Consider the following 20,308-nt stretch of genomic DNA (forward strand, 5'->3'; position numbering starts at 1 on the left):
CGGGATGAGCGTGAAGGCGGAGAAGCTGATGGTCAGGCCAAGCTGCTCGGCGCTCTCGGCGCCGTAGGCACCGTATTGGAAGAGGGCTCGGGCAATCGGTACACCAAAGCCGGTCATGAAAATGACGATGGGGATAAGCGCGATGAAGGTCAGCTTTGAGCCCAAGGTCAGATCGCGGACTACGGCATCAACATCGCCGTCGGCGGCGTTGCGGGACAGGCGCGGCATGATGGCCGTCAGCAGCGTCACGCCGATTACGCCATAGGGCACCTGCAGCATGAGCCAAGCATTCTGATAGACCAGTGGGGCGCCGGCATCCGCATAGGCGGCTACGCGGGAGGTGATCACGTAGCCCAACTGGGAGATAGCCACATAGGTGATGATGGCCAGAGCCATGCCACCGAATTGCTTGATGCGGGCATCCAAGCCCCACTTGGGGCGCAGGTTAATGCCGGCCTTTTTGAGGTACGGCAACAAGATGAGGCATTGCACCATCACCGCCGTGGTGGTGCCCAAGCCCAATAGCATGACGTGGGGATCGGCCACCGGGGTGGGCTCGTGCGGGTCGAGCTGGCCGGGCAGGAAGCGATAAGCCAGCAGCACGCTAATGGAGATGACGTTATTGACTACCGGCGCCCACGCACCTGGACCAAAGATATTCTTAGTATTAAGAACGGCCTGGAAGAGGGCGAAGAGGCCGTAGAAGAGGATCTGCGGCAGCAATAAGAAGGCCAAGGAGGTTGCCTGCACGGCATTGGCCTTGGAATCTTCCGGCAGCATCATCCTCGTTAAGAAGGGTGCGAGCACCACGGAAGCAATGGTGACTATGCCCAAGATGGAAAAGGCCAGGGTAAATAGCCGCCGGACAAAGGTCTCGCCTCGGTCCGTGTCTTCTTTTTCGGCGCGTACGAGAACGGGCACGACCAGAGAGGTCAGCACGGCACCCAATACGATCTCGGTGACGAGGTTGGGGATCTGGTTGGCGCTACTAAACGCGGTGCCCACCGTGGCACCGAGAGTGGCGCCGATGAGCATCTGGCGCAGGAAGCCGGTGACGCGGGATAGCAGCGTCGCGATGGCCATCGTGCCCGTCGCGCGGATGACGTCCTGATTGGATGATTCGTTTTCCGCGTTGCGTCCAGTGAGCGCGGACTTGTCCTCCTCGGGAGGAACGGTGGTGTCCTGCACCGCGGGCGTGGGGCGCTTTTCTGGCACCGGAGCGGGAGGAGAGGCGCGGACGATGCGGCCGCGGGCACCCGCTGGGGCGGGGTGCTCTGCCGGCACGGCGGCATCCTTCGGGTCAACTGACTTCTCCACGTGTTCGGCCTCGCGGCCAGTTTTATCAGTCATAGAGGATACAACTTCAACTTACTTTTTAAGCCTTTGTGATTTTTTGCGCCGATGGCGGCCTAGCCGGAAGAGAGTGGCGAGGACCAGCGCAAGAGCGCCGGCTATGCCGACGCCATACACGCTTACGATACCGGCACGCGTTTGCACAGCGATACTGATCGGCTCCGAGATGGTTTGCTTTTCTGGGGTGGCAAGCCACAGGCCAATGTCTGTGCGATCGACGTCCTTAGGCATATCGGCGGTCATGGATACAGTAATAGAGCCCTTGGCCGGAATACGGACACTCTTGGGCGTGTTGAGGCGCGCGCCATCGGGGGCATCGTATTGCAGCTTGGCCTCCACCGGTAGCGGAAGCCCATTTTCTGCCACGATGAGCAGCGGCGATGACTCGGATACGCGGGTATAAACATTGCCCGGTGGGATAAGCGCCACAGAAGATCGCAGATCGCGCAAAGTATTCGAATGCACATCCATCGTGTGGGTGAACCTTCGCCGCGCTTCAGCATTACTGCCCAAGCTATCGCGGTTGGTCAGCGAGAGCGCGGCCAGCAAATCCCGGCGCAAAGGCAGGACGAATTCATAGGGAGTCAGTGCGATATCTGGATCATCGACCATGATATTCATCAGCTCATCGGTATAGCGGGCCTGCTGCTCCACGCGGACGATATCGGATTCGGCGAAGGCGGCGGGATCACTAAAGGGGCTGCCAGGCAGTGACCCCGGATCGGCGGTTTCCTGCTTGAGGCTGCCGACGGTACGCGCATGGGACTGGCCGGAATCGATGAGCGCTTCGGCAGAGTCAAGCGCGTATTCGGCGGCGCTGGGATCCAAGTAATTGGGCAAACGCGCCACGGTGTCTTCGCTAGCGGCCAAACTCAACGCGGCGCCGCCGGTGATGGCGCGGGAAAGTTCGGAATCGAGCGAGTACTCGTAGCGTAGCTCCGGGTTGGAATAGCCCACCGTCTGTGGTTTGGAGCCGGTTTGGGCTAAAAGGGCGCCCAGGGAGGCGTCGAAAGTCACGGCGCGGCCAGGCCACGAAGTATTATCAGCCACCAGTGCGGGCAGGGGCAGTTGTTGATCCACATAGCCGGAGCCAACCGCGAGAACGGTAGTGGCCGGCTTGGTGCCGAGGATTCGCTCGATGGTGTGGTTGCCGCGCTGCAGCCCCTCGTAGGTAAGGAAGGGATTATTCGCCTTGGCCACGGATGAGGCATTAGCGTTTGCCCACGGCATAGACATAAAGCAATCGAGTTCCCGCAGGCGCTTGAGCCAGCGGGCGGCATCCTCTTTGCCAGTGCCGGGTTCGAGGTGCACATCGTCGTTGTTATTGAACCACGAATCACGCAGTCGCTTAGGACGCTCCGCCTGAGCCGGGCGGGCAGAGCCCACCTTATAGCCCTCCGCCATGCGGTTGACCGTGTCCAAGAGGGCGGGATCGATGGCTACGCAGCCTGCCCCGTGCAGATCGTGGTCCGCATAGGTGCTCACCAAGCGATCGAGCCGGCCGCCCTCAGCCAGCTCGGTGGCTAGCTCGTCGGAGGCGAGAATAAGGTCTTCTCCCCCAGCGCCGCCTGGTACCGAGTCGATATCGGCGCTAATGGGATAGACCACGGTGAGGTCGTGAGGTTTGGGCTCCGAGGGGGCATCGCCAAGCGCCTGCTTCTTTCCCTGCACCTGGCCTATTAGGCGTTCTTCCGCAAAGCTGACCGCTTCGCCGCCGACAGTGCCGGTGAGGGTAAATAGCAGCGGATAGGCGCCGGCGTCTTCGATGGCTAGGGTCTGCTCGCCGTGTAAGGAGGTGGGAACCTGGAAGGTAACCTCTCGGGTTTCGCCCGGTTGCAGGGGCGCGGTGGTGGTGCTGGGGCCGTAATACGGGAATTCGCCGGTGGCCAGCTGCGTGCGAGCCTGTGCGGTACTCTCCACGGCATCGCCACGGCGGCTGGTCAGCTGGAGGTCTTCCATGGCTTCATCAGTGGGATTGTGCACCTGGAAGTTAAGTTTCAGTTCCTTGCCCACGGTGAAGGGTTCGGCCGCGATGAGGTCGAGAGTGGCCCGCTCTGGTCCGCGCGCGCCCAACCATGCCTGGATATCCTGCTGTTTTCCCGCAGCCGAATCCATCTGCGCGGCGGCCTCTGGCAGCGGCAGGCACAATCCCCACCCCGCTACCGCCAGGCAGCCGCCCACGGCGGCCCAAGACTTCAGGCGTTGGCGCATTACCGTGGGGTCACTTTCCCCGCGGCGGCTTCCTTTCGTGCGAGATCGGGAAGGAGATCATGCGCGATGCGCGCCAATTTGCGCTCGTCGGCGTAGGCCAAATGCTCGATGAGTTCAGACACGGGAATCCATGAGACCTCGGTGACCTCCGGATCCTCATCGTTCATGATGCCGTCTACAAAGCGCAGCAAGTGATGGTGCACTGTCTTATGGATACGCACCCCATCAGAGACGAACCAATAATCAATCATGCCGAGGTCTGCAAAAACCTCACCGGAAATGCCGGTTTCCTCCCATACCTCGCGCTCAGCGGTGACTTCTTTGGCTTCGCCATTTTCTACGTGGCCTTTAGGCATGGACCACAGCAGGCGTCCGCGACGGTCGAGGCGGCCGATGAGCGCCACATAAAGCCGGGAAAGATCTACCTGGCCAGTGGCATCGACGCACTCCGCCAAACCAGAGACAACAAGGCCGCCGGCGGAGGTTTCATCGCGGGTTTCCATGGCCGTGGATTGGCCATTGCCACCGCGGTAGGGCCTGCGCTGCTGAGTGCTGCGGCGCGCGCGATTATCCGGCCGGCGGCGCCGCCTGCGCCGGGACCGGTTACGGTTGCGGCCGCCTCCCTTAGAGGGGCCCTGTTCTTGGTTAGTCATCCCTGCCAATCGTAGTAGACTCTCACCCGTGAATTTTCAGGACACTCAGCTAATTGGCGTTCTTGCCCGCGCGGAATCCACCGTCTCCTCCCTCAGTGACCTGCTGGGCGGTTTGGTGGAGAAATTTGCCGCCCGTGGTTATTCGCTCTACCTTGTGGGCGGCTCTGTGCGCGATGCGCTTTTGGGCCGCTTGGGAAATGACCTGGACTTTACCACTCCGGCCCGCCCGGACGTGGTTAAAGAGATCTTGGATGAGTGGGCCGAGACCGTGTGGGATACCGGCATCGACTTCGGTACCGTCTCCGCGGCCTATAAGGGTCAGCAGATTGAGATCACCACCTTCCGTTCCGATTCTTATGATGGCCAGTCCCGCAACCCTGAGGTGGTCTATGGTGACACCTTGGAAGGTGACCTAGTGCGGCGTGACTTTAAGGTCAATGCGATGGCCATCGAGCTGCTTGCCGACGCCTCTTTTACCTTCCACGATCCCCTCCACGGCCTCCAGGATGTGGCCGACCGGGTGCTCGATACCCCGGACAAGCCGGAAATCTCCTTCCACGATGATCCGCTCCGCATGCTGCGGGCGGCGCGTTTTGCGTCCCAGCTGGAATTTCGCGTGGCCGATCGGGTGGTAGATGCCATGCGGGATATGGCCGGCGAGATCCAGCGCATCACCGTAGAGCGCGTACAGGTGGAGCTGGATAAGCTTATCTGCGGCACTGCACCGTGGGACGGCATTGACCTGCTGGTTTCCACCGGAATTGCGGACTATATCTTTCCGGAGATCCCCGCACTGCGTATGACCGCGGATGAACACGCGCAGCACAAGGACGTTTATGCTCACTCGCTGAAGGTGCTAAGTCAGGCCATGGACCAAGAAGAAGATGGCCCAGACCTTGTCCTGCGCTGGGCGGCGCTTCTACACGATATTGGCAAACCGGATACCTTTGATAACACCGATGGCAAGGTCTCCTTTCACCACCACGAGGTGGTGGGCGCCAAGCTTGCCCGCAAGCGCCTGCGCAAGTTGAAGTACCCCAAGGCCACCACGGAGGCCATCGGCCAGCTGGTGTACCTGCACATGCGCTTCCACGGGTTCGGGGAAAATCAGTGGACCGATTCTGCCGTGCGCCGCTATGTTACTGACGCCGGCGACCTCCTCCCCCGTCTGCATAAGCTGGTGCGCGCCGATTGCACGACCCGCAATGCTAAAAAGGCCCGTCGACTCCAGCGCACCTATGATCAGCTTGAGGAGCGCATCGAAGAGATCGGCCGCAAGGAGGACCTGGCTCGCGTGCGCCCGGACCTTGACGGCAACGAGATTATGCAAATCCTCGGTCTTCAGCCCGGCCCTGAGGTGGGCCAGGCATGGTCTTATCTCAAGGAGCTGCGCCTAGAGCACGGCCCCCTCGAGCGCGAGGAAGCGATTGCGAAGTTGCGCGAGTGGTGGGATTCTAAACAGTGATGTTTGCCGATAGACTATTTAACGCCCTCGAGCGCAATGACCCCGCCCCCGGCCAGCTTCTTATCGCTGCTCCGGGCATGCTTTCGCCGGAATTCGCCCGCTCCGTCATCCTCGTCATTGAGCACAATGACATGATGACCTTCGGCGTGGATCTGACCAAGCGCTCTGAGGTAGCTATTTTCAATGTGCTGCCGGAATGGCTTCCCGTGGTGGCTAAACCGCAGGCGCTGTATATCGGCGGTCCGCTCAATCAACAATCCGTTGTTGGGCTCGCACAGACTAAACAGGGCGTCGATCCGGACAAACAAGATCGGCTCACCCGCCTCGCACCGCGCCTGGCACATGTGGATCTGCGCGCGGACCCAGAAGAGATCGAGCCACTAGTTTCTGGCATGCGCATGTTTGCTGGCTATGCCGAATGGGGCCCGGGCCAGCTGGAGGAGGAAATCGAGGCCGGCGAATGGTTCGTCTCCCCTGCCCTTGCCCAAGACGTTATTACTCCAGGCCCGGCCGATCTCTGGGCCGATGTTATGAAACGTCAACCCATGCCGCTGCCGCTCTATTCCACATATCCAGTCAACGTGGAAGATAATTAATTCCTATCGCGCTGCAGGCAATGGGCTAGACTAGCCCGCATGCGCGCGGATATTTCTCAAGGATTAAGAGATACCTGGGCCGCCGCGATCGGCCTTATTCCCCTCGGCCTAGCCTTCGGCTTACTCATGGTCCAATCCGGTTTCAGCTGGTGGTGGACGCCGATTTTCTCCCTCGTCATCTACGCCGGCTCTATGGAATTCTTGGCCATTTCCATGGTTACCGGTGGGGCTTCCGCCTTTGCTTCGTTGGTTACCGGATTCATGGTGAATTTCCGCCATATTTTCTATGGCCTCACCTTTCCCCGGCACCACATTCGTTCACGGGTGGGCCAGGCTTATTCCACATATGCGCTTACCGACGAAACCTATGCCATCGTCTCTTCCCTCCCCGCCGATGAGCGCCCGAGTGGGAACCGAATACTCACCATCCAAATCTTTTGTCAGGTCTTGTGGGTAGGCGGCGGCATCGTCGGTGCCCTCGCCGGCCGAGTGATTCCCTCTTCTGTGCAGGGAATGGAATTCGCTCTGGTTGCCCTTTTTGTCGTGCTGGCAATGGATTCCTTCCGCAATAACCAGGACTTTTCATCGCCGTTAAGTGCTGTGGTGGTGGGAATCCTTGCTGCAGTCTTCGCCCCAGGACAACTGCTCATGGTGGGGCTGAGTGCCTACTTCATTCTGCTTATTATCCGCTACGCATCTCCCCGCATCGATGCCGCTATTGGCTTGCGTAGCCGCGGCGAGTCTACGAGATTCCGGGAGGAACGCTAATGCCCGCTGGAGTTACGCTTGCTTCCATCGCCGCAGTGTTGGCCCCCGTCGGCCTTATTACCGTTGTGCTGCGCCAGCTTCCCTTTTCCTTTGTGAAATGGATGAAGGATAGCCAGTTCTTTTCATTGCTGGGCATGATGATGCCTGTAGGTGTGATGACCATTTTGGTGGTTTATACCGTCTACGGGCAGGCTGGTGCCCCTGGGGGCATCTGGGCGGCTCTCCTCGGCGTGGTAGTAACCTTCCTGCTCCACCTGTGGAAGCGTGAATCAGCGCTGTCCATCTTCGGAGGAACCGCCTTTTATATGTTTCTCGTTAACGTTGTCTTGTAGGCACCGTGTTTGAACCCTAAAGGCCGAACTTGGCGGTAGCTTCGGACCATAGGGCGTCGAAATGAGATTGGTCCACGTATTGGGCGCTAATGTCTGGAAACTCATCGTAGGTATCCGGGTGCGGGACAACCTCTTGCGGCTGATCTACGTTTCCCGTGGAACTGGTCGGGGTAGCCACACCAACTATGGCATCTGAGGGATCCAGGGAGATCATGCGGACCATTCGACAGCTGCGCGCATCTTGCTCCTCCATTTCCGCCATATGGATGGCCGAGCCTACGCCGGGCACGGTTAGTTCAGTTCGTACGTATAGGTAATTTGCCATAGGGCCTAAGTGTAGCTATGTGGTGGCACGCTGGGCGTAGCGGGATGCCAGCCACGAACACATCATTAACTGGACCTGGTGGTAAATCATCAACGGCAGGATCAGTAGACCAAGAGACGTTCCCCCAGAAGCAAAGATAACCGAGGCCATGGGTAGTCCCGTGGCTAGTGACTTCTTCGATCCACAGAACTCGATTGCGACTGTATCGGCGCGCTTGAATCCCAATTTTTCACTCACCTTCTTGGTGAGCCACAGCATGAAAGCAACGAAGATCGCTGCGAAGGCGACAAGGAAGGCCAACTCCCATATGGAGATGGAGGACCAAATTCCGTCTACTACGCCTTTGGAAAAGGCAGAATACACCACCATGGCAATGGAACCGCGGTCTACCACTTTGGTGGCCTTGCTTTGGGCGAATTTGCCAACCCAGCGCCGAGTCAGCTGACCCAGGATAAAGGGAGCCAGCAGCAAGAGCGCGATTTCTCCAAATACGGAAGTGTCGATGTGGACTCCTCCCCCGGTACCCATGAGGAGCATAACCAGCGAAGGGGTAATAAATACTCCGACCAAGTTAGAAGTAGATGCTGACACGATTGCGCCTGCAACGTTTCCCTTCGCAATGGAGGTAAAGGCAACCGAAGATTGCACGGTGGACGGTACCAGCGTGAGAAACAAGATCCCCAGGCACATATCGTGCGAAATGAAAGCGGTAAGCGGACGTAGCGCTATACCTATGAGCGGGTAGACCACAAAGGTGAAGGCCAGGATCGTTAGGTGTAGGCGCCAATGCTTAAGCCCATTGAGGGCCTCTTGAGTGGAGAGCCTAGCGCCGTACAAAAAGAAGAGGAAAGCGATCGCAACATTTGTTAGCTGGCCGAATGTCTCGGCAAAATCCTCACGGGCTGGTGCAATGACCGCAAGGATGACCGCCAAGATGATGAGCACTATGAGGGGGTCGGGCTTCTTTAAACTCTGCAGCATTCTAAAAGTTTAAACCCTACCGCTCCTTCTTCCCCGGAAATACTCGGGCCAAAAATATGTCCTCTGTGGTTTCACGTGAAACCACAGAGGGAGGAATGCACCCTAGGCTGTAGTGACATTAGAGGCGTCTTGCTTAACTTCGTATCCTTCCAAGGGGTCGCGGCCCGGTCCGGATATTACGCTTCCATCGCTGAGGTCATAGGAGGTGTTATGTGCGGTGCAGGTGGCCGTCATGCCATCGATCTCGGTGATCGGATTGTGCTGGTGCGGACAGGTCTGGGAATAGGCCTTGAACTCACCTTCTTTCGGCTGAGTAAAAATGACGCCATCTACAATCTTCGCGGATCCGACTGGAATTTCCGTAGCTGCGATTTCCGCGGACGGAGAAGAACCACAGGCTGTTAGGTAGGCACCTGCGAAAGTGGTAGCGGTACCGAGCAAGAAGATTCGGCGAGAGCACTTATTCATGCCCTTAGTCTAGCTGGTGATGATGGTGCTTTGTGACTCAGCCGTGTAGCTGAGCGAATTTAGAGTTTCACGTGAAACACAGAGGTTAACTAACCAGATAGCCCTCCCATGTTTCAGGGGAGCCAGTGGGTGTAGGAGTGAGTTCATAGGTGCCAGATTCAATGCCTAAATCATCGACGATGCTATGGGCCGACTGCTGCCCCTCCGCTACTGGTGTGGATGTCGGTTCTTTGTGGCCTTGCTCGTTATAAGCGCCAATGGCAAAGGTCGAAGCGGCGATGGCTGCGAGGGCGGTGCTTTTCTTCATATGTATCATTTTGCCCAGCGGAGGCCTCTGATGCTCTTTACTTTCTGGGTTCCCCGGAAGCTTTACGCAATCTCCATCGTTATTGGCAGTAAGGCGAAAAGTACGGTAATCCAATTATTAACGTAGCCTAGCGTTGAATTGACCAATATATTGAAAGAGTGACGGGATATCGTAAGTGACGGAACAAGAAGATGTAACGAGCCTGACCTATAACGTCACTGTGGCTGTCGGGAAACATCCAATGAGCTATTCAAGCGAGAGGAAATAGCTACAAAAATTCCCCCTCTGGATGAGGCGTAATTCTTATCCAGAGGGGGGCGGTTGTGCAGCAGGCGCTGCTATCTGTCAGATTCTCGTGCGGCGTGACGGAGTGCGTCGACATCGACCTGCGGTGCAGAAGCCGCGGCAGCCTCTTCCCCACCGCAACCGTCGGAGCCACAATTGCAGGAATCCCCACAACCTTCTTCACTAGCGTGTGCCTGTTCGTAGAGGAACGCGGCACGCGAGCCGAGGTTGGAACCTACAGATAGGGCGAGAACTGCCGCCACAAAGGTAAGAACCGGAAGGAGCCACATCCAGCCCTCAGCGCTAAGCGCGACGATTCCACCGAAAATTAGGCAGACACCGCTGAGGATCCAGAATGGACCAGCGATGCGATGGGCGTTATCCCACGCTTCGCGAGACTTGCGGATTTCTTGCAGTCGCAAGCCAATGTAGTTATTTCCGGGTAGGCGCTTGGTTGAGGCCATGGTACCTACAACGATGAGGAAGACGGCGAGGATGAAGAAGATGATTCCCACTGCGATCATGTATTCAGTTTAGCCTTGTAGTGCTGAGATAAAAATTGCGCCTAGGCCGAGTGCTCTGTCGCTGTGTGCGCTCAGGTAGTATGCATTTAAGGTCGAGTGATAGATATTGAATCGACCTTGGCCTCCGCACTGCGCTGTTTCGCCTCGGTCGTTTAGTCCTAGAGGTAGAGCACCCGATCTGATTGTAAGTATATGAATCTCAAGAAACTCTCGGAATCTTTGTTGTTCCGCATTATCGTTGCCATCATCCTTGGCGTGGTGGTCAGCCGATTCGCGCCAGAATGGTTTGGTCGCGTATTCGCCACCTTCAATGGACTATTTAGCAACTTCCTCAACTTCTTTATCCCGGTCCTTATTTTCGCGCTGATCGCTCCGTCCATTGCGGGTCTCGGGCGTGGTGCCGGTAAGTGGCTGGGGGTTACAGCGGGGATTTCCTATGGCTCCACTATTGTCGCCGGTCTTCTTGCCTATGTGCTTGCCCACTGGCTCTACCCCACCATGCTTAGTGGTCAGAATCTGATTACTAATGTCTCCGATATTGATGAGGGTGCACTCTCTCCCTACTTCGAGGTGGAGATGGCGCCGCCTTTTGAGGTTATGACTGCCCTCTTATTGTCGTTCTGCATTGGTGTAGCTATGACTACCGTGAAGTCCGATACTTTGTACGCTGTCACCAAGGAATTGGAGAACGTAGTAGTCAAGGTAATCTGGGGGTTTGTTGTGCCGATTTTGCCCTTCTATATCTTTGGCATGTTCTTGGGATTGGGCATGAATGGCAATCTGGGCTCGGTACTTTCGGCCTTTGCCAAGGTTTTGGTTTTGGCAGTTGTTATGACCCTAGTCTACCTAGTCTTGCAATACATCATTGCTGGTGCGATTACCGGGAAGAATCCCTTCAAGGCGCTTCGCAATATGCTGCCGGCTTATTTCACGGCTTTGGGAACCTCCTCTTCTGCCGCGACTATCCCGGTGTCCTTGGAGTCTACGCTTAAGAATGGCATTTCAAAGCCGGTGGCAAGCTTTGTTATCCCGCTGTGCGCGACCATCCACTTGTCCGGTTCGATGATTAAGCTGACGCTCTATGCCTTTGCGATCGTGTATATGGCAAACCTTGATATTAGTACCGGTACCGGACTTGGCTTCATCTTCTTGTTGGGAATCATGATGATTGCTGCTCCGGGCGTTCCGGGCGGTGCCGTCATGGTGGCGGCCGGCCTTCTGGCAGACATGATGGGCTTTGATGATGGCATGGTGGCGCTCATGATCGCCGCCTACATCGCCATCGACTCGGTCGGCACTGCCGCCAATGTCACCGGCGACGGTGCTATTGCGATGATCGTGGACAAATTCGCAGGCGACAAGAAAGACCCCTCCGAAGAGGAATCTGCAGAAGCAACCGCGTAGAGGCTCACCAAAACCACACCCCTCGTTCAGCTGTCGAGAGCTGACGAGGGGTTTAATGCGTTGTGGGGCTATTTTCGGGTCGCCGCCTTCATGCGGGTGACAAATTCAGCGAGTTCTTTGTGCAGCGCGGGGTCCACGCGAGCGCGGCCTGAGGTCCCTTCGATCTGGGTCCGCTCTGCAGCGGTTTCACGTGAAACGTGGCGATCAATGATTTTAGTAATGGCCGAGCCAGTAATAGCCCCCTCCGCTCCGGCTGCCACGGCATCGCGCACATGCTCGGGTGCTGAAATGCCGAAGCCGAGCAGTACCGGCGGGCCATCGAATCTTTTGATGTTTGCTACGACTTCTTCAAGCCCGATGGTTTTAGATTCTCTTTCGGTACCTGTCACGCCGTCACGGGAAATGGCATAGATATAACCCCGCGAGCTGTGAGCGACGCCTTCGAGGGTGCTCGCGGTGGCACGAGCCGGGGCGATGAAGATCGGATCTATACCGGCCTTTTCTGCTGCAGCGATGAATGGAGCGCCTTCGCGTACGGGGACGTCGGGAAGCAAGATGCTATCCGCGCCTGCCTTAGCGAATTCGGAATAGAAGTGCTCGAAGCCGCGCGTGAAAGCCACATTGCCGTAGATCAACATGCCAATGGGAAGCTCAGGGAATTCTGAGCGAATCGTCCGCACCTGTTCTAGGGCGGAATCTACGGTGGCGCCAGCCGCTAGCGCTCTAAGGTGAGACGCCTGAATGGTCGGTCCATCGGCCACTGGATCAGAAAATGGGACGCCCAGTTCTAGTGCATCAGCACCGGCCGCGACAACGGTTCGTACAATGTCCAGCGTGTCCTCCGGGGTAGGATCGCCCAACATGAGGAAGGGGACGAACGCGCCCTCTCCCCTTTCGCGCAGTGCTCGGAATAGGTTCTCGTATCGATTGCTCATTAGTGCTTCTCCTGCAGTTTAAATTCTGGGTGGGCCTCAAGTGTGCGGCGAACATGGTCGATATCTTTATCGCCGCGACCAGACAAAGAGACCACAATGGTGATGTCCTCATCCTTCCGTTTCAAGGCATAAGCAAGAGCATGGGAAGACTCAAGGGCGGGAATGATCCCTTCCCGCTGGGATAGCAGTTGGAACGCTTCCAATGCCTCGGCGTCTGTAATGCCAACGTATTGTGCTCGGCCGCTGGAGTGAAGGTAAGCATGCTGTGGACCGACTCCCGGGTAGTCGAGTCCGGCGGAAATGGAGTATGACTCTTCCACTTGGCCGTCTGCGTTCCGCATGAGGTAGCTGCGTGCGCCGTGGAGTATTCCTACGGTCCCGTTGTTGATGGTGGCACCGTGCTTGCCGGAGTCCAGTCCTTCACCGCCCGGTTCAGTGCCGACGAGTTCCACTTTTTCCTCCGCAACGAAGTCTGCGAACATACCGATTGCATTGGAACCGCCTCCGACACAGGCGACGACTACATCCGGCAGGCCGCCAGTGCGCTCAAGCATCTGCTGCTTAGCTTCTTCGGAAATGACCTTATGGAACTCCCGGACGATAGTCGGGAAAGGGTGTGGCCCAGCCGCAGTGCCGAGGAGATAGTGGGATTCATGGAACGTAGCGGTCCAATCGCGGAGCGCTTCATTCACCGCGTCCTTAAGCGTTCCGGACCCGGTATCAACGGCTACGACTTTCGCGTTCATTAGCTCCATACGGAAGACATTGGGCTGCTGCCGCGCGACGTCTTTTGCCCCCATATAGACCACACACTCGAGCCCTAAGAGTGCGCAAGCCAGTGCGGTGGCGGTGCCGTGCTGGCCCGCTCCCGTTTCTGCAATGATGCGAGTCTTTCCCATACGTTTGGCGAGGAGGGCCTGTCCGAGGACTTGGTTCGTCTTGTGCGCGCCACCGTGTACGAGGTCCTCACGTTTGAGGAAGATCCTCGCCTTACCGCCTAAATTTTTTGCCTCTGTCAGTGGCGTGGGCCGGCCAAGGTAGTCACGCAGAAGGCCGCTGAGCTCTTCGCGAAAGGACGGGTCATTCTGTGCTTCTACAAAAGCCTTCTCAAGTTGGTCGAGGGCGGGGATAAGGGATTCTGGGACGAACTGTCCACCGAATTCACCAAAGTATGCTGGAAGGAGTGTTTCACGTGAAACGGTCATGATCGTGTCCTTTCTATGGGTGTGTATAGCGTCGGATGATGTGGAAGGCTTGGGACACAAGCGAGGAATCCTTGCGGCCGGGTGCGTACTCTAGACCCGAATTGAGATCGAGCCCCATCGTGCCGATCGACAGAGCCTCTTCGAGGTTGTCTAACCGGAGACCACCGGCGAGGAAGGATTTATCCTTAACTTCAGGGGGGATAGTGCTCCACTCGAATGAGCTTCCTGACCCGCCGCTTCCGGAGTCCAGGACTAGCGCTTCTACTTCTGGGACAAGGTCAGTTGCCAGTCCTGCGAAATCGGGGCTGAGCATATCGACGGCACGCCAGACGGATAATCCGCCCGCGACGCTGCGTACTTGGCGTAGGAATTCTCTTTCCGCTTCCCCACTTCCTTGGAATGGGGTGTGGAGCTGAAGTGCCTTGAGTCCTGGGAGCTCAGAAAGTCTCTGTAGCTCTTCGATATCCGAAGAACGTGTCACGGCCACGTAGTCCAGACCCGGCTCTGCGGAGATGATGTCACGCGTGGTTTCACGTGAAACACTGCGCGGCGATTCCCGTACGAAGATAAGTCCTCCGTAGCGGGCCCCTGCAGCACGCGCCGCTTGCGCAGCGGAGGCAGAGTTAAGCCCGCATACTTTATTGCCACCGTAGACAAGATCGCGAGCGGCGCGATCGATATCCTCTTGGCGGCTGAGTTGTGAGCCTACAAGGAATGCGTGCACGTGAGAGCCCAGCCGGCGGACGGTGGCATTGTCGCGGATTCCGGATTCCGAGACGATCGTTTTTCCTTTAGGGATATGGCTAGCGAGGCGCTCGGTTCGTTCTAGGTCGATGCTGAGATCGTGGAGGTTGCGGTTATTGATACCGATGATGTCGCCACCTAATTGCAGCGCTCGTTCCACCTCTTCCTCGGTGATGGCTTCAGTCAGGACGTCTAACCCCAGTTCATCAGCCAGCACCTTGAGTTTAACGTAGGTGTCATCTCCACGATGGACATCATGAGCAAGATGGCATCGGCTCCGTAGTGTCGCGCGGCGTAAACCTGAATGGGGTCAACAAAGAAGTCTTTGCACAGCACCGGCAGGTGGGTAGATTGGGCGACGGTTTGCAGATGGTCATAGTCGCCGCCAAAGCGCGCAGGCTCGCACAGCACCGAAATGGCGGAGGCATAGCGTGAGTAGATGCGAGCGATATCGCCCGGACGGTAGTCCGCGCGAATCAACCCCAGGGATGGCGAGGCAGACTTACATTCCATGATGAAGCGATTGGTGCCATCGAGGGCTTCGACAAGCGAACGCTCCGAAGGCGGTACGCTAGCGAGGTCCACGTAGGACAACCTGTCGCGAATGGCCGGCAGATGAGTGCGGCGCTGGGCGACGATCTCTTGTAGCACGGTTGGCAATTCCTTCGCCGTCATTAGTTCTTCTCCCCTACCGCATAGTTGGCGCTTTCGTGGATATGGAGCCACTTTTCGACAGCGCCGCTATTAATAAGATCCTTAGCGTGAGAGACTCCTGCTGGGATACTCCTCGTGGTCCCGTTGAGGTAAAACATGGCTCCGGCGGTGGCAGCGATGGCGTCCACGTGTGCGGGCTTACCTCGGCCGGCAAATACCGCGCGGAGGGCTAAGGCATTTGCAGCGCCATCCCCACCGGCAAGCTCCGCGAGCTCGTGGCGCTCGATACCGAGCTCTTCAGGGGTGAGCTGGTAGGTGATAATGTCGCCGTTCCTGAGCTCCCAAGCCTGCGTGGTGCCATGAGTGGCAATCTCATCCGTGCCGGCTCCATGGACGACTAAGGCGCGCTCGCGGCCAAGTTCTCGAAAGACCTCTGCAATGAGTTGGCCTTGATCTGGGTTTGCAATGCCCATGATTTGGAGTGATGGGTGTCCTGGGGACAAGAGCGGGCCGAGGGTATTAAATATGGTTGAGATGCCCAGTGCCTTGCGCACCGGTTGGACGTGGGCGATGGCTGGGTTGTAGGCGGGGGCGAATAGAAACGTAAAGTTCGAGGCCTCAAATTGGCGGACCGCTCGGGCGGCGTCTAAGTCGAGCGGGATATTAAGAGCCTCGAGTACATCCGCAGATCCGGACTTGGAAGAGACCGAGCGGTTGCCGTGCTTGATCAAATTCACTCCCCCGGCAGCGGCGACGAGCGAGGCCCCCGTCGTGATATTGATGGTATTTGCGCCATCGCCCCCAGTGCCGGCCGAATCCATAAGGCCTTTTCCGGTGATGGGGAAGGGATAGCCCACCTTTAAGAAAGCCTTGGCGGCGCCGGCAACGTCCGCGAAAGTCTCGCCCCGAGCCCGGATATGAGCGAGCAATGCCGCGATATGGATATCGTCGTAGGCGCCCACGGCCAAGGGGGTAAATACCTCCGTGGCTTCTTCGATGGTGGGTTGTGGATTGCTTAGATAGGCCTGAAAGGTCCGCAGTGGTGTTCGGCTCATTTTAGTTTTCCTTCTCCATAGTGGTGTGGGTAGATAGTTGGTGAATGCAGCGTTGGAGCATTACGGGTCCAGTGGGTGTGAGGACGGATTCTGGGTGGAATTGCAGACCTAGCCCCATACCGTCTTTTGTCTCCGCGGCCATCACTACTTCGCCGATATCTGAGGAAGTGTGTGCTAGGCAGCGCATCTCGTGCGGGATATCCGTACAGCCGAGCGAGTGGTAGCGTGCCACCGGAATCTGTGTGCCGAGACTATTTGGTTGATCAGGTTCGGTATCGGTGGCAAGCCCTTGGAGTACGGGATGCTGAACCCCGGCTGGCGTGAGAGTCATCGGAACGGATTTCCCGTGTACCGGGCCGCAGGGCGCAACTGCCCCACCGTGGTATTCAAGAAGCGCTTGGAAGCCGAGGCAGACGCCGAGAATGGGAGTGGTGCCCAGGGTGGCGTCGATAAGCTCCATCATGCAGCCGGCCGACCGTGGATGGCCGGGGCCGGGGGAAAGCACAATTATGTCGGGCCGCGCCCCCAATACTTCATCGACCGCAACGGTATTACGAAATACTGTGGTATCGAACCCAGCTAGGGCATCGACGAGGTTATAGACAAAAGAATCGTGGTTATCCAGAAGGACAATGTGTGGCGAACTCATCGCTGCACCTCCAAGTCGGCACCGTGTGCTACGGCAATGGCATTGAGCACGGCGTAGGCCTTATGCACCGTTTCATCGGCCTCGGCCTGTGGGACGGAATCTTTGACAACACCGGCACCTGCTTGCACTACTGCGGTGCCGTCTTGGACGTAGGCGGAGCGGATGACAATGCAGTTATCCATGGCGCCATCGCCGCGCAGGTACCCCACCGCCCCGCCGTAGGATCCGCGGCGTGTCCCTTCCGTTTGCCGCACCAGCTCGGTGGCACGAAGCTTGGGCGCGCCCGTCAGGGTGCCCATGTTCATACAGGCCCGATAGGCATCGAGCGCATCGAAATCTGAGTGGAGCGTTGCCGTGACTCGAGAGACCAAGTGCATCACACGGGAGTAGCGGTCCACCTGCAATAGCTCTGCCACCTGGCGGCTACGAGGAACGGCCACCCGCGCGAGATCATTGCGTGCTAGGTCTACCAGCATCGTGTGTTCCGCAATCTCTTTGTGGTCAGTACGCATCTCTAATTCATTGCGGATATCAAGCTCATGGCTGATGCTCCCATCCGGGCGCAGCCCGCGCGGCCGAGTGCCAGCGATGGGATAGAGCTGCACTCCCCTATCTTCCGGCGTGAACCTGAGATTGGATTCTGGCGACGCGCCAAATAGCTCATAGCCGTCGCCACGAACGTAAAACATATAGGGCGAAGGGTTAGTGTCTCGTAACGTCCGGTAGGCCGCGAGGGCGCTTGGACATTCCAGCGCGAAGGAACGCGCGGGCACTACTTGGTAGATATCGCCGGCGTGAATCTTGCGTTGGAGCTTTTCCACGTCTGCGCGAAACGTTGCGTCATCCGCATCAGCCACCGCACGGATCTTGCTTCTCTGTGGTGCCGTGGGGCGTGGGGTCTCCGGCCGCGTGGCTAGGGAATCAAGTTCCGCTTTAAGGTGGTCTTCGTCGATATCCCAGCCCTCTAGGCGCGCAGTTCTTTGCAGGTGGTCTACCTCCAGGACCGTTTGAGCCACCAAGAACTCATAGTCTGGGTAGGAATTCGGCCCCGGTTTAACCTCGGGGAGATCTTCGAAGGTGGCCAGGTAGTCATAAGCGAACCCGCCCCCTAGAAATGGTAGTAGCGGAGAGGAATAGGTGGCCTCTAATTGGAAGAATCGCAGAATGTCAGCGGTTGATTCAGCAAGGAGTCGCTGCCACTCGTCGGGTTCGGCAGAAGGCGGGAATTCTAATACAGCGGTAGTAGTTTCACGTGAAACTAGGCGGTGGCGGAACCGGTCTCGGAGAGGAGGAAGGAGCACCTCCCCCGCGTTGGTGAGGGCCCGCACCTCCACCCTGTGGCCATGGCACGTGACTCTGAGTGCTGCCTTGAGGATGGCGAGACAGTTGAGGTTTTTCTTAGTCTCGATGTCTGCGCTTTCGAGCAACAGGGAGTCGTGCGGTTGCGCGAGCGCGTCAAATGTGGCGGCCGCATCGCTGTCGTAGGGTATGTCGCGGGTAGCCGTGTATGGCATTGCAGTGCCCTTTCGGAGAGGGTGGGTATGGGAAACGAAAATTAAGCTTCCACGAGCACAGGCACAAAAACGCCAAAAGGCCCGCAGAATGCGAGCCTGAAAATAGGTTGCGAAAGATGGCCCGCGGGTTACGCGCGCCACCACCAAGCAGTAGTCATGTTCTTCATGGCAGCTACTTTAACCCAAATTTCTATAACTCGGAAGATATTGCCGATAAATATTCTCACAGCCCGAGCTGGCTTTCTCGCAGAAGAAGCCGTATTCGGGACTTTAAAGAAACGAGTGGGGTACTGTTGGGTGCATTAACAAAGGGAAGAAAGGTGATGTAAATGACTATGAGCCCTAATGAGGTAGTGGCAAAGGTTCCTACCCAACTTTTGATTGGAGGCGAGTGGCGAAAGGCATCTTCCGGCGAGACTTTCACGGTGGAAAATCCCGCCACCGGAGAGACTATTGCTACGCTCGATTCTGCTAATTCCGCTGATGCGGTAGCCGCTCTAGATGCTGCTTGTGCGGTGCAAGATGAGTGGGCACGAACCACTCCGCGCGAGCGGGCGAATATCCTCCGCCGGGCCTTCGAGCTGGTACACGAGCGCGCCGATGAGTTCGCGACGCTGATGACACTTGAAATGGGAAAGCCTTTTGCCGAGTCTCAAGGTGAGGTCACCTATGGTGCTGAGTACCTGCGCTGGTTTAGCGAAGAGGCAACGCGCGATTATGGCCGCTATTCCCCCGTTCCGGAGGGCACTTTGCGTATGGTCACACGCCGCAAGCCGGTCGGGCCATGCCTGCTAATTACCCCATGGAACTTTCCCCTCGCGATGGCCACGCGCAAGGTGGCGCCTGCTGTTGCGGCAGGCTGCACCATGGTTCTGAAACCGGCCAAGCTCACCCCACTGACTACGCAGTACTTTGCGCAAACCATGCTCGATGCCGGCCTGCCCAAGGGCGTGCTCAATGTGGTTTCCGGAAGCTCTGCCTCAGCCATTTCGGAGCCTTTGCTTGCCGACGATCGCCTGCGCAAGCTTTCCTTCACCGGCTCCACCCCAGTGGGCAAGACTCTACTGAAGGGTGCCGCGGATAATGTGCTGCGCACCTCCATGGAGCTGGGCGGCAATGCTCCGTTCATCGTCTTTGAGGATGCGGATATCGATCAGGCCGTAGCAGGGGCCATGGGTGCGAAGATGCGCAATATTGGTGAGGCCTGCACTGCGGCCAACCGTTTCATAGTGCACGAGTCCGTGGCTGAAGAGTTTACGCAGAAGTTGGCGGCGGAGTTTAACAAGCTCGTCGTGGGCAATGGCCTGGACGAAGGCGTTACCTGCGGTCCCCTCATTGAGGCCAAGGCGCTCGACAATATTGCCGCCTTAGTGGATGACGCAGTGGGAAAGGGCGCCACCGTTGTTACCGGTGGCAAGCGTGGCGAAGGTGAGGGTCACTTTTATGCCCCCACGATCTTGAGCAATGTTTCACGTGAAACCCGCGTGGCCCAGGAGGAAATTTTCGGCCCGGTTGCACCTATCTTTACCTTCAGCGAGGAGGCGGAAGCCCTAGAGTTAGCAAACGAGACGGAATATGGTCTTGCGTCCTATGTTTTTACGGAAAACTCAGACCGCCTGTGGCGCGTGGCCGATGGTCTCGAATTTGGCCTGATGGGATTCAATGCCGGTGTCATCTCCAACGCCGCTGCCCCATTCGGCGGCGTCAAGCAATCCGGTTTGGGCCGCGAAGGTGGCGCCGAAGGTATTGAGGAATATACCTCAGTTCAATACCTGGGCATCCGTGACCCTTATGTCAATGTTTAGAAACGCAAGCGTCTGAAAAGACACACAGGCCAGCCGGGCTCCCTTTCGGGGCCCGGCTGCGGCTTAATAATGTAA

18 protein-coding genes and 2 pseudogenes are annotated in these 20,308 nt (G+C 57.5%); 6 read left to right on the forward strand and 14 right to left on the reverse strand.

Features of this window, described 5'->3' with window-relative positions; genetic code table 11:
* From murJ to MHK04_RS09380, 3 genes and pseudogenes are all read right to left on the reverse strand, one after another.
* The coding region (murJ, locus tag MHK04_RS09370) for a murein biosynthesis integral membrane protein MurJ (protein WP_275439027.1) at nt 1-1,350 on the reverse strand (1,350 nt) is incomplete at its 3' end.
* Between the two features lie 18 nt (nt 1,351-1,368).
* A complete protein-coding gene (locus MHK04_RS09375; RefSeq protein WP_239207709.1) occupies nt 1,369-3,564 on the reverse strand; it encodes a DUF6049 family protein in 2,196 nt (731 codons plus the stop codon).
* Nucleotides 3,564-4,157, reverse strand: a pseudogene (locus MHK04_RS09380) (NUDIX hydrolase); the annotation flags it as partial. The gene MHK04_RS09375 and the pseudogene MHK04_RS09380, both read right to left, overlap by 1 nt.
* Before the next feature lie 88 nt (nt 4,158-4,245).
* Between MHK04_RS09380 and MHK04_RS09385 the strand changes: the two are divergent.
* From MHK04_RS09385 to MHK04_RS09400, 4 genes are read left to right on the forward strand one after another with little or no spacing between them, the layout of a single operon-like run.
* Nucleotides 4,246-5,682: a CCA tRNA nucleotidyltransferase gene (locus tag MHK04_RS09385; protein ID WP_239207708.1), complete on the forward strand. Its 1,437-nt coding sequence runs from the start codon at nt 4,246-4,248 to the stop codon at nt 5,680-5,682.
* On the forward strand, nt 5,682-6,278 hold the full coding sequence (locus tag MHK04_RS09390; protein WP_238801577.1) for a YqgE/AlgH family protein: 597 nt from the start codon (nt 5,682-5,684) through the stop codon (nt 6,276-6,278). Before MHK04_RS09385 ends, MHK04_RS09390 begins: the two co-directional genes overlap by 1 nt.
* A 39-nt stretch (nt 6,279-6,317) precedes the next feature.
* Nucleotides 6,318-7,046 (forward strand): AzlC family ABC transporter permease, encoded by a 729-nt coding sequence (locus MHK04_RS09395; RefSeq protein WP_239207707.1) that lies wholly within the window; start codon nt 6,318-6,320, stop codon nt 7,044-7,046.
* Entirely contained in the window at nt 7,046-7,378 is a 333-nt protein-coding gene (locus MHK04_RS09400) for a branched-chain amino acid transport AzlD family protein (protein ID WP_239206872.1), read from the forward strand. The genes MHK04_RS09395 and MHK04_RS09400 overlap by 1 nt, the downstream gene beginning before the upstream one ends.
* A 16-nt stretch (nt 7,379-7,394) precedes the next feature.
* Here the strand turns inward: MHK04_RS09400 and MHK04_RS09405 are convergent, their stop codons facing one another.
* The 5 genes from MHK04_RS09405 to MHK04_RS09425 all read right to left on the reverse strand — a co-directional run bounded on the left by MHK04_RS09405 (nt 7,395) and on the right by MHK04_RS09425 (nt 10,268).
* Nucleotides 7,395-7,703, reverse strand: coding sequence for a hypothetical protein (locus MHK04_RS09405; RefSeq protein ID WP_239207706.1), 309 nt, complete (start codon nt 7,701-7,703; stop codon nt 7,395-7,397).
* A gap of 15 nt (nt 7,704-7,718) precedes the next feature.
* A complete protein-coding gene (locus MHK04_RS09410) occupies nt 7,719-8,684 on the reverse strand; it encodes a bile acid:sodium symporter family protein (protein WP_239207705.1) in 966 nt (321 codons plus the stop codon).
* Nucleotides 8,685-8,786: 102 nt separating this feature from the next.
* Nucleotides 8,787-9,152 carry a Rieske (2Fe-2S) protein gene (locus MHK04_RS09415; protein WP_239207704.1) on the reverse strand — a complete coding sequence of 122 codons (366 nt, stop codon included), beginning with the start codon at nt 9,150-9,152 and terminating at the stop codon, nt 8,787-8,789.
* Nucleotides 9,153-9,237: 85 nt separating this feature from the next.
* Nucleotides 9,238-9,459 carry a hypothetical protein gene (locus MHK04_RS09420; protein WP_239207703.1) on the reverse strand — a complete coding sequence of 74 codons (222 nt, stop codon included), beginning with the start codon at nt 9,457-9,459 and terminating at the stop codon, nt 9,238-9,240.
* A 338-nt stretch (nt 9,460-9,797) separates the two neighbouring features.
* Nucleotides 9,798-10,268 (reverse strand): SdpI family protein, encoded by a 471-nt coding sequence (locus MHK04_RS09425; protein WP_023020172.1) that lies wholly within the window; start codon nt 10,266-10,268, stop codon nt 9,798-9,800.
* Between the two features lie 192 nt (nt 10,269-10,460).
* Between MHK04_RS09425 and MHK04_RS09430 the strand changes: the two genes are divergently transcribed.
* Nucleotides 10,461-11,672 carry a dicarboxylate/amino acid:cation symporter gene (locus tag MHK04_RS09430; RefSeq protein ID WP_239206435.1) on the forward strand — a complete coding sequence of 404 codons (1,212 nt, stop codon included), beginning with the start codon at nt 10,461-10,463 and terminating at the stop codon, nt 11,670-11,672.
* A gap of 68 nt (nt 11,673-11,740) precedes the next feature.
* On the opposite strand, the gene trpA is transcribed toward MHK04_RS09430, so the two are convergent.
* The 6 genes and pseudogenes from trpA to MHK04_RS09460 form a co-directional block, all read right to left on the reverse strand.
* Nucleotides 11,741-12,607 (reverse strand): tryptophan synthase subunit alpha, encoded by an 867-nt coding sequence (gene trpA, locus MHK04_RS09435; RefSeq protein ID WP_239207702.1) that lies wholly within the window; start codon nt 12,605-12,607, stop codon nt 11,741-11,743.
* The gene (gene trpB, locus MHK04_RS09440) at nt 12,607-13,812 is read right to left on the reverse strand and encodes a tryptophan synthase subunit beta (protein WP_239207701.1); all 1,206 of its coding nucleotides are present in this window, start codon (nt 13,810-13,812) and stop codon (nt 12,607-12,609) included. Before trpB ends, trpA begins: the two co-directional genes overlap by 1 nt.
* Before the next feature lie 13 nt (nt 13,813-13,825).
* Nucleotides 13,826-15,231, reverse strand: a pseudogene (gene trpCF, locus MHK04_RS09445) (bifunctional indole-3-glycerol-phosphate synthase TrpC/phosphoribosylanthranilate isomerase TrpF).
* Complete coding sequence (gene trpD, locus MHK04_RS09450; protein ID WP_239207700.1) at nt 15,231-16,265, reverse strand: anthranilate phosphoribosyltransferase; 1,035 nt, start codon at nt 16,263-16,265, stop codon at nt 15,231-15,233. The pseudogene trpCF and the gene trpD overlap by 1 nt, the downstream one beginning before the upstream one ends.
* A 1-nt stretch (nt 16,266) precedes the next feature.
* On the reverse strand, nt 16,267-16,914 hold the full coding sequence (locus MHK04_RS09455; protein ID WP_239207699.1) for an anthranilate synthase component II: 648 nt from the start codon (nt 16,912-16,914) through the stop codon (nt 16,267-16,269).
* The gene (locus MHK04_RS09460; RefSeq protein ID WP_239207698.1) at nt 16,911-18,428 is read right to left on the reverse strand and encodes an anthranilate synthase component 1; all 1,518 of its coding nucleotides are present in this window, start codon (nt 18,426-18,428) and stop codon (nt 16,911-16,913) included. Before MHK04_RS09460 ends, MHK04_RS09455 begins: the two co-directional genes overlap by 4 nt.
* 329 nt (nt 18,429-18,757) lie before the next feature.
* On the opposite strand from MHK04_RS09460, the gene MHK04_RS09465 reads away from it, so the two are divergent.
* Nucleotides 18,758-20,233: an NAD-dependent succinate-semialdehyde dehydrogenase gene (locus tag MHK04_RS09465; RefSeq protein WP_239207697.1), complete on the forward strand. Its 1,476-nt coding sequence runs from the start codon at nt 18,758-18,760 to the stop codon at nt 20,231-20,233.
* Nucleotides 20,234-20,308: the final 75 nt, after the last annotated feature.

It is taken from the genome of Corynebacterium nasorum (genome assembly GCF_022345765.1).
Lineage (GTDB): Bacteria > Actinomycetota > Actinomycetes > Mycobacteriales > Mycobacteriaceae > Corynebacterium > Corynebacterium kefirresidentii.